This window comes from Streptomyces sp. NPDC002156, from assembly GCF_053593675.1.
In genome coordinates this window covers 21696-36834 of record NZ_JBSFDA010000017.1, presented here as the reverse complement: position 1 = coordinate 36834, position 15139 = coordinate 21696, and the positions used below count along the sequence as shown (strand labels likewise).

The 15139-nt window shown below is 67.4% G+C and carries 16 protein-coding genes; 1 reads left to right on the top strand and 15 read right to left on the bottom strand.

Annotated elements, in window-relative coordinates; genetic code table 11:
* Positions 1–22: 22 nt before the first annotated feature.
* From ACWCRB_RS10500 to ACWCRB_RS10475, 6 genes are all read right to left on the bottom strand, one after another.
* Entirely contained in the window at positions 23–451 is a 429-nt protein-coding gene (locus ACWCRB_RS10500) for a hypothetical protein (protein WP_450995669.1), read from the bottom strand.
* 88 nt (positions 452–539) lie between these two features.
* Positions 540–1007, bottom strand: coding sequence for a hypothetical protein (locus ACWCRB_RS10495; RefSeq protein WP_450995668.1), 468 nt, complete (start codon positions 1005–1007; stop codon positions 540–542).
* A gap of 47 nt (positions 1008–1054) precedes the next feature.
* Complete coding sequence (locus ACWCRB_RS10490; RefSeq protein ID WP_450995667.1) at positions 1055–1780, bottom strand: hypothetical protein; 726 nt, start codon at positions 1778–1780, stop codon at positions 1055–1057.
* A 26-nt stretch (positions 1781–1806) separates the two neighbouring features.
* Positions 1807–2238, bottom strand: a complete 432-nt coding sequence (locus ACWCRB_RS10485) for an SMI1/KNR4 family protein (protein WP_450995666.1) — start codon at positions 2236–2238, stop codon at positions 1807–1809.
* 35 nt (positions 2239–2273) lie between these two features.
* A complete protein-coding gene (locus ACWCRB_RS10480; RefSeq protein WP_450995665.1) occupies positions 2274–6911 on the bottom strand; it encodes a DUF6531 domain-containing protein in 4638 nt (1545 codons plus the stop codon).
* Between the two features lie 88 nt (positions 6912–6999).
* Positions 7000–7647: a hypothetical protein gene (locus tag ACWCRB_RS10475; protein WP_450995664.1), complete on the bottom strand. Its 648-nt coding sequence runs from the start codon at positions 7645–7647 to the stop codon at positions 7000–7002.
* Between the two features lie 122 nt (positions 7648–7769).
* Between ACWCRB_RS10475 and ACWCRB_RS10470 the strand changes: the two genes are divergently transcribed.
* Positions 7770–8102 carry a hypothetical protein gene (locus ACWCRB_RS10470; RefSeq protein ID WP_450995663.1) on the top strand — a complete coding sequence of 111 codons (333 nt, stop codon included), beginning with the start codon at positions 7770–7772 and terminating at the stop codon, positions 8100–8102.
* Positions 8103–8144: 42 nt separating this feature from the next.
* Here ACWCRB_RS10470 and ACWCRB_RS10465 read toward each other — a convergent pair whose 3' ends face one another.
* The 9 genes from ACWCRB_RS10465 to ACWCRB_RS10425 form a co-directional block, all read right to left on the bottom strand.
* Positions 8145–8618, bottom strand: coding sequence for a pilus assembly protein TadG-related protein (locus ACWCRB_RS10465; protein WP_450995662.1), 474 nt, complete (start codon positions 8616–8618; stop codon positions 8145–8147).
* A 5-nt stretch (positions 8619–8623) separates the two neighbouring features.
* On the bottom strand, positions 8624–9061 hold the full coding sequence (locus ACWCRB_RS10460) for a TadE family protein (protein ID WP_450995661.1): 438 nt from the start codon (positions 9059–9061) through the stop codon (positions 8624–8626).
* Complete coding sequence (locus ACWCRB_RS10455) at positions 9061–9564, bottom strand: TadE family protein (protein ID WP_235475646.1); 504 nt, start codon at positions 9562–9564, stop codon at positions 9061–9063. Before ACWCRB_RS10455 ends, ACWCRB_RS10460 begins: the two co-directional genes overlap by 1 nt.
* Positions 9565–9619: 55 nt before the next feature.
* Positions 9620–9871: a hypothetical protein gene (locus tag ACWCRB_RS10450; protein WP_235475647.1), complete on the bottom strand. Its 252-nt coding sequence runs from the start codon at positions 9869–9871 to the stop codon at positions 9620–9622.
* A 58-nt stretch (positions 9872–9929) separates the two neighbouring features.
* Positions 9930–10853, bottom strand: a complete 924-nt coding sequence (locus tag ACWCRB_RS10445) for a type II secretion system F family protein (protein WP_369033606.1) — start codon at positions 10851–10853, stop codon at positions 9930–9932.
* On the bottom strand, positions 10850–11809 hold the full coding sequence (locus ACWCRB_RS10440; protein ID WP_450995718.1) for a type II secretion system F family protein: 960 nt from the start codon (positions 11807–11809) through the stop codon (positions 10850–10852). The genes ACWCRB_RS10445 and ACWCRB_RS10440 overlap by 4 nt, the downstream gene beginning before the upstream one ends.
* A 68-nt stretch (positions 11810–11877) precedes the next feature.
* Complete coding sequence (locus ACWCRB_RS10435; protein WP_450995660.1) at positions 11878–13188, bottom strand: CpaF family protein; 1311 nt, start codon at positions 13186–13188, stop codon at positions 11878–11880.
* On the bottom strand, positions 13185–14075 hold the full coding sequence (locus tag ACWCRB_RS10430) for a hypothetical protein (RefSeq protein ID WP_450995659.1): 891 nt from the start codon (positions 14073–14075) through the stop codon (positions 13185–13187). The genes ACWCRB_RS10435 and ACWCRB_RS10430 overlap by 4 nt, the downstream gene beginning before the upstream one ends.
* Before the next feature lie 16 nt (positions 14076–14091).
* The gene (locus tag ACWCRB_RS10425) at positions 14092–14820 is read right to left on the bottom strand and encodes a hypothetical protein (RefSeq protein ID WP_450995658.1); all 729 of its coding nucleotides are present in this window, start codon (positions 14818–14820) and stop codon (positions 14092–14094) included.
* Positions 14821–15139: the final 319 nt, after the last annotated feature.

Sequence of the window (15139 nt, the reverse complement as noted above, 5' to 3'; positions counted from 1 at the left end):
CAGCCTCACATCTTCTCGGGATTCACTCCGGAAGGCCGTCCGAGAACGGCTCGACATGCTCTCCCCATTGGAACCGGTAGCTTCTCTCCTCCGCGTCGAAGACAGCCCGCAACCCGCGATCGGGCAGGGCAAATTCCTGCCGGACCCAGCCGTCCAGGGCCAATGCCGCAACTTCCGACCGGAAATGAGCAGGCGGGAAATCGAGCGAAGTCACTCGGACGAGAATTCCTTCAGGATTCCGGGACACGAGATCGGGCGCATGAGCCGCCAGACCGAAGGACAGCCAGCACGCGTCCCGCCAGTTGACACCCTTGGGCAGCGAGAGGCGCACGTGTCGATCAACCTGCAGGAAGAATTCCTCACCAGCGCCCAGAGGGGCGTACTCCGCCGTCAGGTCGGCGGCGAGACCACCGAGAGGGCTCCGGAGACGGTACTTGAAGGTGCTGCTCACGTTGTCTCGATCCTGAATCTTCGACGGGTCGACACAGCCGACGCAGGCGGACGGCGAACACCCCCACAGCCACCTGCCCTCGTCTCCCTCAAGAGCGACGTCGGCGCAGGGCCTTCCAAGCGTCCTCGGCCACGTACGTGGCATTCAGCCGCCAGGCGTCCAGCTTGTCCCGCACCGTGACCAGCAGCCACCGCCACTTGAACCACGGCGGTAGCTGCCGGAACGGCACGAACGTCAGGGTGTCGTCGACGGCGGTCTCGGCGAAGCCGCGATGGCCCTCCGCCCGCAGTGCGGCGTACAGCTCCGGGGTCAGCTCACCGTTGAGCCGCGCCGCAGCGCCCGCCGCGGTGAACGCGAACCCGCGCTGACCGCGGTCCGGCAACTGCATCGCCCTCTTGATGCGCGGAGAGGCCTCGACCAGCGTGCAGTTGAACGCCAACCCGATCACCGCCGTACCGAGATGATCCTCGCCGCGCTCGAACGCGGCATCCCACTCGGCGGGGTCGTCGATACCCAGCAGGCCCTTGCCGCTCTCCCAGTCGTACTCGGACGTCATATCCAACCTTCGTCCTTACCTGTCGTTCAGCGGCGGACGCCGATCACTCAGTCGTACAGCCTCGCGGAGGCGAACTCGACGAGTTCGTCGAGTTCCGTCTGCTGTGGCGTGCCGTTCTGGTTGTTCCACTCGGCGACGAACCAGGCACCGTGCCATTCGGCACGCCACACATCGCCGTGCCGGTTCTCGAACTCGACGAAGCTCCCGGTTCCGCCGTCCATCAGCCGAAGCTCCTCCACGAGCCGCGCCGGCTCGGTGAAGCCGCGGCCGGGGTTCGTGCTCCTGCCCCGGGTGCGCGTGTTGGCGTACCGCATCTTCAGGAAGGGGAGGGGGGAGCGGCCGAGATGGTTCAGGCGCAGCATGCGGTATCGGGTGATGGCCTCGTCGAGCGTTTCGGCGCCGGAGAACTCGCAGGCGTACGCCGGAAAGGTCAGCCGGACGTGCGGGGTCAGGTCCGGATTCTCGACTCGGTAGAAGCGGTGGACCTCGGGCGCGATGCCCACCACCGCGTCGAAGCGGTGTCCGGCGGGCGGTTCGAAGCCGTCGAGCGCGCCCAGGAAGGAATTGCGGGCGAAGATCGCGTCCTCGTGCTCTCGGGTGAAGCGAAGGGTGCTGACGGCGAGGGCCTGGTCGTAGGAGTCGCGGCCGCTCAGCTGGAGCAGCCGCTTTCCGTCAGCGGACAGCGACCCGGCGAAGTCGATCCCGGGCGCCGGCGACCAGTGCCAGCTGTCAGGCAGGCCGGGAAGCGGCTCGGCGCCACGGAAGCCTGTCACTACGGCGCGAATGTCCCGGGACAAAATTATCGGTACCAGTCTTCCCCGCCGCTCGCCAGCGCGCTGCGCAAGTAGCTCCCCAGGCCGGCGGAAACAAAGTTGCGGCCGTCCGTTTCATGGTCCCAGACGAACACGTCGTCGCGTTCCGGTTTCCGCACGAAGGCGAACTGGTCTCCCCCGCCGTTGTCGCCGAAGAAAATGAGCGAGTCGAAAGGCATGTAAAGCTGCTGGAACTGCGTGTCGTTCCGGAAGTAGAGATTGTCGCTCAGGATGCGCTCGGCAGGCCAGACGACGTCGGTGCCGTACGCTCCGCCCAATCCGTCTGTCTCCAGCAGGAAGCTGCGGAGGTCTTGAGGGAGTGACTGCCCGAGGGCCTCTTCGATACGGTCGACAGCGCTTGGTTCTGCGGGATCGCGCGGCTCCGCCGATGTGAACTCTTCGACAATCTCACGCCACATTTCTTGGACCCATCTCCCTGCTTACGTGAACACCGCTATCGGACGCGCGGGTTGAACCAGTTGCCAAGCATATCATCGACGCGCGTGACTTGATCAAGAACCTCCTGCCTCGTGGGATTCGGGTGACTGTTGTAGAACTGATTCCATTCGATGCGAATCTGACTGAGATGGACCCTGCTGTTGATATCCCCCTTGGGGATTCCACGAAGATTTTCGAGAGAGTGGATCTCATCGGCCGAGAAAAGGCCAGGGAATCGCTTGAGTGTCTGCTGCTCAATTGCGTGGTGTACGACAACTTTCCCTTCGAGATCCGGATTCGCAGCGAAGAACGTCTTCTTGTAGTCGTGGCTCGTGGCGCTGCCCACCGAGCCTTCGGAACGTGTGGGTATCTCCTTCCCCAGCACCGTCTCCTTGCGCGCGGCGGCCTGTTTGGCCGCATCCTCACAGGGGGTCAACCCCAGCGGGTCGGCCCAGGTGAGCGGGTTGTGCACGTAGGTGACGGGGTTGGACCCGGCCGCCAGACCCAGCGGATCACGTGTCAGGTAGCGGGCCGTTTCGGGATCGTAGTGCCGGAACAGGTTGTAGTGCAGACCCGTTTCCTGGTCGAAGTACTGGCCGGGGAAGCGCAGCGGGGTGTACGCCCTGGCAGAACGGTTCCAGACCGTCGTACCCCACACGGTGGATCGCGCGTACCAGGCGGTGTCCCCCTCCTCGTCCACCAACTCGGTGGGGGTTCCGACGAGATCGGTGACGATGCTGAAGAAACGCCGGTCGATCTCTTCCTGCTCTTCTTGCTCTTCCTGCTTTTCTCGCGGTGTACCCGCGTCGGTTATTCGCTCCGTCTGTGTGATGGGGTGGATGCCCTGGTGGTCCCAGGTCAGCGTGACGGGGTCGGGCTGCTGGAAGGACGTGGTCGTCTGTTCGCACAAGGTGGTGCCGTCCCAGACGAACTCCGTGCGTTCGGCGACACTCGCGTGCTCAGCGGCGTGCCGTTCCTTGGCGATACGGCGCCCGAGCGGGTCGTAACGGTACGTCCAGCGGGTACCGTCCGGAGTCGTGGCGGCCGTCAGCCGGTCTTCCGCGTCCCACTCGTAGCGCCAGGTGTCCGGCTTGCGTGACAGTCGTGTTTTCTGACGGAGGGTGACGCGGCCCTGCGCGTCGTATTCGTATCGCATCGCTCCGGCGCGTTCCAGGCGCAGCCCTCGATGCGTCCGTTCTCCCAGGGCTTCCTGCCCGGGGAATGCGGCGGGCCACGACGCCTCGGTCTGATTGCCGTGGGAGTCGTAGTCGTAACGCTCGGGACCCTGTGGGCCGGTGGCCGCCGTGATCCGTCCGAGCGGGTCCGACTCGTAACGGCTCGGCACACCGTGGAGGCGCTCGATTCCCGCCAGGTGGCCATCGGGTCGGTAGGTGTACCGGCGCAGGCTCCTCGTGTGTCCGTCCTGGACGAGGGACTGGGAGGTGACGCGTCCGAGCGGGTCGTACGTATGCGAGACGACCGTGCTCTCGCCGATGCGGCGGGTGATTTCCTGGCCTGCGCGGTCGCGGTCGAACCGGATGGTGTGACCGGAGCTGACGAGTTCGACGGCGCTGCCCGCCGTGTCGTAGCTCCAGCAGCTCTCCGCGCCACTGGGAGTCGTGCGTGTACGACGTCGCCCGGCCGGGTCGTAGGTGTGGGCAAGACGCCGACCGTTCGTTGTCTCCGCCAGGAGCCGGCCTGCGCGATCCCGGGTCACGCTGATCGTCGCATCCGGGCCGGTCGCCTCCATGAGGCGACCGCAGAGGTCATAGCGGAACTCTGTGCTCGTTCCGTCCGCCCGCTTACGGATCATCCGTCCGAGAACGTCGTGGTCACTGTGCACGACCTGCCCGAGAGCATTCGTGCGAGCGACGAGCTGCCCCGCGAGGTCATAGGCATAAGCGGTGGTGATGCCACCGAAGTCCGTTTCGGAAACCATGCGTCCGGCGGCGTCGTACTCGTACCGCCACGCTTCGCCGGTGGGCGCGGTGACTTGGGTCAGACGCAGATCAGTGTCGTAGGTATAGGTGAAGCGGGCTCCCGTGGGATCCGTCCGCGCCGTCAGCAGGTCGAACTGACCGTATTCATCGGTGCTGACGTGACCGGCGGCGTCCTGGTGCTGTCGGCAATTGCCTTCTCCGTCGTACTCCCATACCTCGCTACCGTCCGCGTCGGTCTGGCGTGTGAGCCTGCCTTCCGTGGACCATTCGAGGCGAGTGACGTTTTCCAGCTGGTCCGTCAGCCGAATGGTGCGGCCGAAGGCGTCCCGCTCATGGCGGACGACTCCGCCGAGCGGATCCACGATCTCGACGGGGAGCCCGGCCGGGTCGGTGCGGACCGTGGTGAGGTGTCCGAGCGGGTCGGTGAGCCCGCGCATGTGCCCCGTCGCCGAGTAGGCGTACCGGAACACGGCGCCGTCCGCGTCGGTGATCGAGGTGCGGTTGCCTCGCTCGTCGTACTGGCAGCGCACCGTGTTGTGGTCGGGCAGGGTGATGGCGCTGAGGAGACCGAGTTCGTTGTACGTGTACTCGGTGCGCGCGCCGTCGGGACGCACGACGGCCACAGGACGGCCCTGATCGTCGTTCACCACACTCGTCGTACGCCCGAGCGGGTCGGTACGCGACAGGAGATGATGGTCGGCGTCGTACGTCATCCTGGTGAGGCCGCCCAGGGGATCCGCCTCCGCGACCACTTGGCAGTCGGTGTTGACGACGTATCGGCTCACCGCTCCGGACGGGCTCGTCACTGTGGTGACACGGTGGTCGGGCCAGTGCGCGTCGACACCGTCGTAGGCGAACGTGAAGGCGAGAAGGCCCGCTTCTCCGCCCTGAGCCGTGCATCGGTCCCGATCGTCGTACTCATAGCTGTACGAGCTGCCGTTGGTGTCCGTCCAGGACGTGACTCGCAACCGTTCGTCGTACGTGAGGCGCAGGGGCACGCCGGATGATCCGACGACGTCCGTGAGTTGGCCGTCCGTGTACGCGAAGCGCCTGATGGTGACGTCGGATCCGTCCTGGCCGGCGCCGACCAGCCGCAGCGCCGTGACTCTGCCCTCGTCGACGGTGAAGGCGAGGTGGTGTCCGGCGGAGTGCCGTATGGCGAGTGGCGTTCCGTCCGGCCCGTGGTCGAAGGCGATGACGTTGCTGTTCCGGTCGGTGATGCTCCGCAGGAGTGCCAGGCCATCGGCTGGGGCGGCGAATTCGCGAGTGTGTCCTGAATCAGGGTCGTGTATCCGGTAGCCGCCGTCGCCGTCGCCGTCGCCGTCGCCGTCGCCGTCGAGCAGCGTCAACGGCCAACGAGGTCCTTGTTCCGGGAACACGGGGGTTCCCGGCGCTGATGGGCGCCGGTAGGCGAGGAGCATGCCGTCATCGGTGACGAAGACGACGTTCTCCTCGTCCGCCTCAAGCCGTTGGTCGAGCGTGGACGACCAGGACGGTCCGAACCACCAGCCGCTGCGATAGTTCGAGGCGGTTCGGCGGACAAAACTGAGAGGCAGCACACCGGGCAACTCGATGTCGGTTTGCTGGAGATACATCGCACCCGTGGCGACGTCGACCGGGTCGCCACAGCCGAAGATCTTGGACTTGAGCCGGTTGTACGCGCCTTTGGCGCCGTCCGCGATCGCACCCTTGGCGCCCTTGCCCAGCCCCCTGAGGCCCATGGCCATGCCCTTGAGGCCCGTCTTGCCGAACACCTTCATGCCTTTGGCGAGGCCGCCGAGGGTGGTCAGCCCCTTCATGCCCGGTATGCAGTCGAGTGCGGCCAGGCCCACGTCCCACAGGGACGCCTGTCCCTTGGAATACTTGTAGAGCGTGTCCGCGAGCACGACCAGCGCCGCGATCAGCACGATCGCGCCCAGGATCGGCCCCCCGATGATCATCGCGACGATGCCCACGACCGCGACGACGATCTTGCACACCGCGACGATGCTGTCCCAGTTGTCGGTGAACCAGTCCCCGACCTCCTCCCACCAACTCCGGTTCTGGATACCGGCGTCGGAGGCCTCGTCGATCTTCCGCTTCGCCTCGCCCGCCGCGTCCTCGCGCATCTTCCGCGCGTCCTCGGCCATCTTCTTCGCCGCGTCCAGGGCCGATTGGGCGCCGTCGACGTCCGACTGGGCCGTGCTCTGGGCGGACTTGGCGTGCTGGGCATCGCGGGTGGCGGCCCGGACCTTCGCCTCGTCCGGCGGCTCCGTCGCCTTGCTGCCGGTCGGATCGTCCTTGTACTTGTCCGACTCCTTCGTGGCACGGGTGACCCACGAATCGGCCGACGACAGACGGGACTTGGCCGAGGACAGGTCCGCCTGCGCCTCCCGCCCCTTCGCCAGCGCCTTGTCCGCCAACGCCTGCGCCCGCTCCAGCTTCGGCCAGTAATCCACCAGCGCGTCACCGCACAGGTCGTACGACCGCTTCAGCTTCTTCAGGTTCTTCGGCACATCCGCGAACTCGTCCTGGAACACCTCAGCGGTCTTGCCCGCCCACTCCAACGTCTCGTTCTCCGACGCCATCCCCTTGATCAACCGCAACGCATCCGCGACATCATCCGCGAAGTCATGCAACGTACGGGCCAGTTGACGCACCCGGTGCGGATCCCCGGGCGTCGGGTCCTTGTCCAGATCCAGGACATGCCAATCCGCCGGCCGATACCCCGCCATGCCGCAACCCCCGTCACGTCACATACGCGCCACCAACAACCGTGTGCACACGTGAACCTACAAGGAACGGTCGTTCGATGTGAAGCGGCTAATCAGCGAACCGGAACGTCGAAGTGATCGCGTCGAAGATGTCGAAGAACGACTCCGCGAGGTCCAGCACCTGGCTGCTGCCCGCCACCAGAGCCACCTTGCCCCCCTGGCCTGGCACCGGGATGAACGTCTGCATCAGCACAGCCCGGATGGTGCGGCCGAGTTCGTCGCCCGGTACGGCGATGTCCTCGACGCCGTACGTACGCGCCGCCGGGCCGACGCCGGGGATGTCGACGGTCGTCACCTTCCGCCAGCTGTCCCCTTCCCGCTTCGCCTCCTTGACCGCCAACTGGGCCGCGATGACCGCCGGTTCGGTCGAGAGCGGTGTGCCGTCCTGGGCCCGGCCGCCGACCATCGAGACCGTCACCGAGCCGGTGATCGGGGTGTCGCCGCCGAAGCTCTCGGCCATGCAACCGCAGTACAGCGCACCCGACTTCCACGCGTCCGCCGCCGCCTTCCGCAGGAACGCGGTGTACGTGTCGCGGTACGGGGCCAACTCCTCGCGCTGCCGCACCCGTTCGTCCACCATCCGCCGGATGGAGTCGTCGCGCGACTCGGGGCGCACGTCGAACTCCCACCACGACTCGGGCACCTTGATCCGGAACCCACCTCGCTCGACCGTCTGCGCTTCGCTGTAGCGAGCCATGTCCTCACTCCACCCCGTTGACTCATTCACTGGTTCACTCGTTCGCCCGTGCGGGCACCGTTCCGTTGTACGGTGCCGATCAGACGCTGATCAGACTACGAGGCACTCCGGGGGACTCACACATGGGCAAGGGCAAGTCCGACCTCACGCTCCCGCTGAGCGAACTGGAGGACTACGGCAGTCGGCTGCGTTCCATCAAGACCCGGCTGAACCACACCAAGAAGCTCTTCGAGTCCTACCGGGACGACATCGGCGACGGCAGCGTGAACGACGCGCTGGAGGACTTCGAGTCCAACTGGGAGGACGGGCGCGAGGACATCACCCAGCAACTGGACGCCCTCGCCAGCATGTCCGACGCCGTCGTCCGCGAGTTCAAGAAGCTGGACGACGAACTGGCCAAGCAGGTCAACGAGAAGATGACGACCAAGGACACCAGGGGTGGCGGCGGCAAGTGAGCTAAGGGGTGGGGGCACCGGGACACATGCCCCGTACCCCCCTCACCCCACCTCGTTCTCCGCCACCGCCTCGCCCCGTACCGTCACATCCCCGCCGTAGAACAGCCCTGTGAACACCGGCGAGTACGTCAACTGCACCTCGACCTGCACCTCGTCGGCGTTGGCCGCCACGCAGTGGGACGCGCCCGTGTCCGCGGCGGACATGCCCATCTCCTGGGCGAAGGCCTTTACGCGAGCGTCGCAGTTCTGGAAGTTGATCGGGGCGCCGCCCGCCGCGTTGCCGTAGAGGGCTTCGAGGTCGATGTCCTGGGCGGCGTAACGCGCCGCCTGTTCCGCGATGTCCGCCGCGCGCTCCCGCTTCGAGATGGACATGCCGCCGTCGATCACGAAGGCGGAGAGGGAGAGGAAGAGGAGGGCGAAGATGATCACGGCGCCGGCGCCCGAGCCGCGGTCGTCCAGGCGGGCTCGGCGCGACCTGAACCAGGTGCCCACGACCGCTCCGACAGCGCTGTCCATCCGGCTCACCCTGCCTTCCTCTTGAAGGGGTCCAGCGGCGACGTGAACGAACCCGTCAGCCGCGTCGGGATGTCCAGGCCCAGCATGGCCAGACCCCGTACCTCGCAGCTGACGTCGACCGAGAAGAGGTCCGCGTCCGCGAAGCCGGCGCTCGTCTTGGTCACGGTCACCGGGCCGTCGCAGATGTCCGTCAGGTCGGCCTCCGCAGCCGCGCGGGCCTCCGCCATGGCCAGGCCCTCCTCCCACTGCAATGAGCCCGAACGGGCCGCGTCCCGCGCCGCCCCGTCGATCGCCCCCCGCCCGTCGACCAGTTGCCCGAAGGCCACCAGCACCAGGATGAACATGATCATCACCGGGGCGAGGATGACCACCTCGATGGTGGACAGGCCACGGTCGCCGTACTCCCGCACACCGCGACTCCGTACATCAGAAGGCGAGTCCATCAGTTCTCCCCCTCCCGCACGAACCGCTCCACCGGCCCCACCGACTGCGCGTGCACCGTCAGATCGAACCCGGGGAACACCGTGGGCACCCGTGCCGTGATCTCCACGCCCACCGTGTTCACCTCGGGCTGGAGCATCGTCACGTTCGGCGACAGGACCAGGCTCGGGCCCAGCTGCTGGATGTAGCTGTCCACGACGTCCTGCGCCTCGCCCCGCCAGGCTCCCGGCTGGTCGTGCGCCATGGCACGGGCCTTGCGGGCGCCGGCCTGGGCCGCAGCCTGGGCCACATGGTCCGCGAAGAAGTACAGCGCGAACTGCACCGTCGCGAAGATCATGAAGAAGAGTACGGGCGTCAGCAGCACGAACTCGATCGCGGTCATGCCGGAGTCGGACCTGCCGGCCCCGGACCTACCGGCGCCGGACGTGCCGGAGTCACCGCGGGCGGACGCCGACTCCCGTGCGGCCTCCACCCTTCGGCGTACCCATCTGCCTGCGCCACCCACGAGCAACAACCCCGTCAACCGACTCGACCCCGTACACCCCGTTTTCGTACGACGATCAGCAGGTGCCGCTCGCCTTGGCGCCCTTGATGCAGTCGCCGACCTTGTTGGCGCCGTCGCTCAGCGCGGTGTTGATGATCGCGGCGACCACGCCGACGATCGCCACGACGACCGCGGAGATGATGACCCACTCGACCGCGGACGCACCGCGGTCCAGCTCGCCGGAGCGCGCGCGCTCCACCCGGGCCTGGAAGAAGGTGACCAGGAAGTCCATTGCCGGGATCCCGGTGCTGAAGTTCCGTCCGTTCATGGTGAGTTGTCCTCTCAAATCAAAAAGAATCTTGGGGCATGGGCAGTACGGAAACGACTCAGACCTGGAACACCCGCATGGCCGCCGGGTAGATCAGGAACACCAGGAAGCCGGCGCAGAGCAGCAGCTGGGCCACGAGCATCGACTGGGACTTCTCGCCCGCGCTGCCCTCGATCTCGGCGAGTTCGCGGTGCCGCATGGTCTCGGCGCGGGAGGCGAGGGACTCACGGACCTTGGCTCCGTCGTCGGCGACGAGCGCGAGGGAGGCCGACAGATCCTTCAGCTCCTCCACACCCAGCTCCTCGCCCAGCGAACCCAGCGCCTGCCACTGGCTGGTACCGGTGATACGGGCGTCCGCGAGCGCGTTGCGGATGCGCTGGGTGGCCCAGCCGTCCGACACCTCCGCCGCCGCCATCAGCGCCTCGGGCAGACCCCGGCCGCCGGCCAGGCTCATCGACACCAGGTCGAGATACGCCCCGATCACCCGCCGCAGGTCACGCCGCTTGTCGGCCGCGTCCCGCCGTACCTCCAGGTCGGGCAGGAAGAAGAAGACCAGCGCGAAGAGCAGCGCCAGCCAGACCGGGACGGCCGGGCTGCTGGCCATGCTCAGCGTGTAGACGATGGCGAACAGGAACGGGCCGAAGAACAGACCGGCCGCCCCCAGCAGCACCTTCGTCGCGAGGAAGTTCTCCCAACTCCGGTCCAGGACAGCCAGATCGGCCCGCAGCGACCGCTGCTCCCAGCCCTGCTGGAAGTAGAAGTCCGAGACCCGGACGCCCACTTGGGCCCGGAACGAACCGATCCGCCCGGCGTCCTGCGTGCGGTGAGCCGACTCGTACGCCGCTCCCCGCGCCCGCATCGCGTCGATCCGCGCGACCTGCGCGACAGCGCTCCGCTTCGACGGCATCAACGCCCGTACGAGGACGTAGATACCGAGGCCCAGGACGGCGCCGACCAGCACGGGCATGGTCAGGTCGTTCATCGGCGTACCCCTTCCTCGGCGCCGTACGGCGGCTGTCCCTGCGCACCCGGGTTCGGCACCTGGGGCGGCCGTACGAACTTCACGGACGCGTCGTCCCGTACGAGGAAGCGTTCGGGTGTCTCGATGGTCGACAGCTTGCGCAGCCACCAGAAGCCGAGCGCGAACAGACCGCAGACACCGGCGAGTACGACCTGGCCGATCGGTGTGCCGTACGGCTCGACGAACTCCCGGTTGAAGATGGCGAGTCCGAGGACGAAGGCGACGGACACCGCCACAACGATCTGTACGGACCGCCGAGTCGACGACCGCTGCGCCATGACGCGCTGCCGCATGTCGACCTCCTCGCGCGCCGACTTGGCGAGCGCGCCCAGGACTTGACGCAGACCCGGGCCGCGCAGCCGCGAGTTGAGGATGAGCGCCGCGACGATGATGTCGGCGGACGCGTCGTCGATCTCGTCGGCGAGCTGCTGCAGCGCCTCGGGGAGCGGGGTACGGGAGCGGAGCCGGTCGACCATCGCGTCCAGATGCGGACGCAGTACCGGTGCCGCCGCGCGCGCCGACGCCGGGATCGCCTGCTCCAGACCGACCGCACCGGCGATCGTGTCGCGCAGCGACTCCGTCCAGGAGGCGAGGGCCTCCACGCGCCGCATGCCGGCCCGTTCCTCCGCCGCGCCACCGAAGAGACGGTCCCAGAAGAAGACGAGGACGCCGGCCGCGATACCGGCCACCGCCCACCGGGTGAGCACCAGCACGGCCAGTCCGACGAGGGCGGCGAGCGAACCGCGCTGCCCCGCGAACCGGATGAGTTCGTTGGCCCGCTCGCTGGCCTTCTGCTTCTCGTGCTCCGGCTTGGCCGGCAGCCCGCGGATCGCGATCGCGAGCAGCGCGAGCCCGCCGCCGACGGCGATACCGGCCACGAGCGAGTACAGGACCTCGGTGGAGAACAGCCCGCCCATGGAGCCGAGCGAGCCGACGGCCGCCGAGTACGTGTCGCCGTACCCGTCGATGTTGGTGTTGATCATGGTCACCCCCAGTTCCCGCCGGGCAACCGGTACCCGTGCGCGACCAGATCGTCGAGGCAGGAGATGGGCGCGTGCGGCACGATGCGGCCGTCCGGGGTCTCGGCGAAGACCTCGCTGGACAGCACTCGGCCGTCCACGCCGTTGACCTCACGGACCGAGGTCACCATGCGCTGGAGCCGGCCTCCCGTATGGAAGTTGTTGCGCCGCGTGATGAAGACGACGAAGTTCACCGCGCCCGCGACGAGCATCTGGCTGGCCTCGATGGGGAGCCGCTCCGTCGCCTGGAGCGCGTACGTGGAAATACGGTTGAAGACCTCGTGCGAGCTGTTGGCGTGGATCGTGGAGAGCGAGCCGTCGTTGCCCTGCGACATCGCGTTGAGCATCGTCACGATCTCGTCGCCGAGCACCTCACCGACGATGACCCGCGAGGGGTTCATACGCAGCGACCGCCGCACCAGCTCGGCCATCGAAATCATGCCCTGGCCCTCGGAGTTGGGCAGCCGCTCCTCGAACGCCACGACATTGGGGTGGAGTTCGGGGAACTGGTCGAGGCCCAGCTCCAGCGCACGCTCGACGGTGATGAGGCGCTCGTGGGGCGGGATCTCGTTGGCGAGGGCCCGAAGCAGCGTCGTCTTACCGGCGTTGGTGGCACCCGCGATCATGATGTTCTTCCGGGCGCGCACGGCACAGGCCATGAAGTGCGCGACTTCGGGGGTCACGGTCCCGTTGCCGACAAGATCGGAGATGAAGACTTTCCCCATGCGCGCACGACGAATGGAAAGCGCCGGCCGCCGGGTGACGTCCATGACGGCGGACAGTCGGGACCCGTCCGGCAGCCGCAGGTCGAGCTGCGGATTGGCGGAGTCGAAGGGCCGGGAGGAGAGCCCGGAGTAGGCGCCAAGAACCTGAATGAGCTCAATCAGCTCTTCATCGCTCTCGGCGACAGGATCACCGGCAACCTCACGCCCGTCCGAGTACCCGACGAAGACCTGGTCGTACCCGTTGATGTCGATGTTCTCGACGTCGACGTTGTCGAGCAGTGGCTGCAGCCGCCCGACACCGAAGAGCGCGGCGTGCACGGCGGCCGCGTACTGCTCCTCGGTCTCGGCATCCAGCGGCGTACGCCCGGCGTTGATCTCGGTCCGGGCGTAGTCCTCGAGGATCTGGGCTATGACGGCACGCGCGTACTGCCGCTCGTCCTCGCCGGACATCGGCGTGACGTTGGAGGCCTGGTCGAGCCGACGCTGCTCGGAGATCCGGTCACCGGCGTCCTGCCGGAACCGCTTGACCAGCGAGTGGTCGACAACGGTCATCGGCCGGCTCCGGCATGGCCGGAGTAGCCCGCGTGGCCGGGCTGTTGGCCGCCCGGCTGCTGGATCTGCTGCGCCTGGCCGGGTACGGACCATGCGGCGCCGTACTGCTGGTACAGATCCGAAGTCACCTTGCGGGCCGACCTGATGAGCATCGACTTGTCGAGCCGCCCGCGCTTGCGCCCGGCCAACTGCTCGGCCCCGGCGGGGTCTTCGGCGAGCGTGCCGACGACCCGGGCACCCGTCTGCGCGTGTACGAGCATGTCGTTGACCTGGTTGACCAGCTTGCCCGAGTTGTTCGGATCGGCGATCAGGACGACCCCGATGAACGGCGTACCGAGGCTGGCGGCGCCGCGCGGACCACCGTGCAGCTTGGTGGAGAGGGCGGCGGCACGGTCGCGCACGCGAGCGATGGCCTCGGGCTCGGTCCGCGAGATGAGCAGCACGAGGGCGGCATGCGGGAACAGTTCGACGACAGGCGTGTCCCCGCTGATGCGTCCGCAGTCGGCGATGACGTCGGCGGGCGCGTTCGGGGAGTCGGCGAGCTGCGCGAAGGCACTGCCGAGAGTGGGCCAGAGTCCCGCGAGCCCGGCAGCCTGCTCGGCGATGCCGAGCCCGACGAGCACCTCGAGCCCACCGCTCAACGGCTGTACGTGGTCCCAGAGTTGATCGGGAACGAGCCCACGCCGAGCGGTCGCGGCGATGGACAGCATGCCGGTGTTGGGGTTGAGCATCCCGCCGTGCGCGGCGGCACTGCGGTACACGAGGTCACCGCCGGCCGGGTCGGTCTCGGCGAGCAGGGCCCGCCGCGGCCAGACCGCCGCGAGCGCGACGGCCGCGGTGGTCACGCCGGGGGAACCCTTGTCGGCGGCAAGAACGATGAGCGCCATGGTTCTGGGGCCGCCTTCAGCTGCTGGGGATGAGCACGAGAGCCACTTGGCCTGCGGCAGCTGCCTGAGCGAGGTCGGCGGCCTTGGTGCTGTCCACGGTGAGGGTGACGGGGAGGTTGGTGCTGCTTATGACGTCGCCACTGCTCGCCGCCGGCTTTACGTAAGTGACCTTCGCCTTGTCCACGATCAGCGTGGTGCTGGCGCCGGACGAGGAGGAGCCACTGGAGCCGGTGGTGGAACCGGAGCCGGTGGTGGAGCCGACGCGGTAGGCGGCGACGAAGCTTCCGGCCTTGAGTCCGTTCGGGTACTGCCCCTCCTTGAGGGAGAGTCCGACGGTGGCCTGACCGGCGGCGACGCCCTCGTCGGAGCCGAACATCTGCCCCATGACGACCGTGCCCGGGTAGATCGTGGTCCTGGCTTTGAGGGTCCTGAGGGTGTCCAGCTGGGTCCACTCGACATAGTTGATGCCGGTATCGGCCGCGACCATGACGGACGTCGTGTTGGCCTTGGTGACGGAGCCCCCGGCCGGGATTTCGTCGGTCACCTTGACGACCTCGATCCGGTCCCCCGCCCGCAGCACGAGCATCGTCGCGCCCAGCGCGCCGACCAGAATCAGAAGCACCGCAAGAGCGGCAAGAGCCGGTTTGCGCTCGCGAGGCGGCGCCGGGAGCCGCTCACCGGTCATCGGCTGAGCGGGTACCGAGGAACGGCCGCCGCCCGCACCCGTACGCTCTTGGATCTTCACGCAACAGCTCCCCGTACACCCAAGAAAAATTCTGCCAATTTAAGTGCCAAATAGGACACTTCACTCGCGAATACGCACGATGTACGCGATGCACGCGATACGCCCTTACTGCTGGACGTACCGCCCGACCCGGCCAATTAGCCAGCGCTGGAGTGAGTGTCAAGCCATGGCACCGTATCAGCCGCACATAAGCCCCTCAAGGCGCGTTCTGGATCGTGAACAGCGCCGGGCACAACGTTATTCACGTGCAACTACGGTCGTACGGTTCCCCGTTGAGCGCGGCGATCCGGTTACGGCACCTGCTGTGCACGCGCGAATC

Bases quoted from the DNA above. Each gene is read 5' to 3' on its own strand.
- ACWCRB_RS10495 (WP_450995668.1), bottom strand. From the start codon at position 1,007: ATGACGTCCGAGTACGACTGGGAGAGCGGCAAGGGCCTGCTGGGTATC.
- ACWCRB_RS10485 (WP_450995666.1), bottom strand. From the start codon at position 2,238: ATGTGGCGTGAGATTGTCGAAGAGTTCACATCGGCGGAGCCGCGCGAT.
- ACWCRB_RS10480 (WP_450995665.1), bottom strand. From the start codon at position 6,911: ATGGCGGGGTATCGGCCGGCGGATTGGCATGTCCTGGATCTGGACAAG.
- ACWCRB_RS10475 (WP_450995664.1), bottom strand. From the start codon at position 7,647: ATGGCTCGCTACAGCGAAGCGCAGACGGTCGAGCGAGGTGGGTTCCGG.
- ACWCRB_RS10470 (WP_450995663.1), top strand. From the start codon at position 7,770: ATGGGCAAGGGCAAGTCCGACCTCACGCTCCCGCTGAGCGAACTGGAG.
- ACWCRB_RS10465 (WP_450995662.1), bottom strand. From the start codon at position 8,618: ATGGACAGCGCTGTCGGAGCGGTCGTGGGCACCTGGTTCAGGTCGCGC.
- ACWCRB_RS10460 (WP_450995661.1), bottom strand. From the start codon at position 9,061: ATGGACTCGCCTTCTGATGTACGGAGTCGCGGTGTGCGGGAGTACGGC.
- ACWCRB_RS10450 (WP_235475647.1), bottom strand. From the start codon at position 9,871: ATGAACGGACGGAACTTCAGCACCGGGATCCCGGCAATGGACTTCCTG.
- ACWCRB_RS10445 (WP_369033606.1), bottom strand. From the start codon at position 10,853: ATGAACGACCTGACCATGCCCGTGCTGGTCGGCGCCGTCCTGGGCCTC.
- ACWCRB_RS10440 (WP_450995718.1), bottom strand. From the start codon at position 11,809: ATGGGCGGGCTGTTCTCCACCGAGGTCCTGTACTCGCTCGTGGCCGGT.
- ACWCRB_RS10435 (WP_450995660.1), bottom strand. From the start codon at position 13,188: ATGACCGTTGTCGACCACTCGCTGGTCAAGCGGTTCCGGCAGGACGCC.
- ACWCRB_RS10430 (WP_450995659.1), bottom strand. From the start codon at position 14,075: ATGGCGCTCATCGTTCTTGCCGCCGACAAGGGTTCCCCCGGCGTGACC.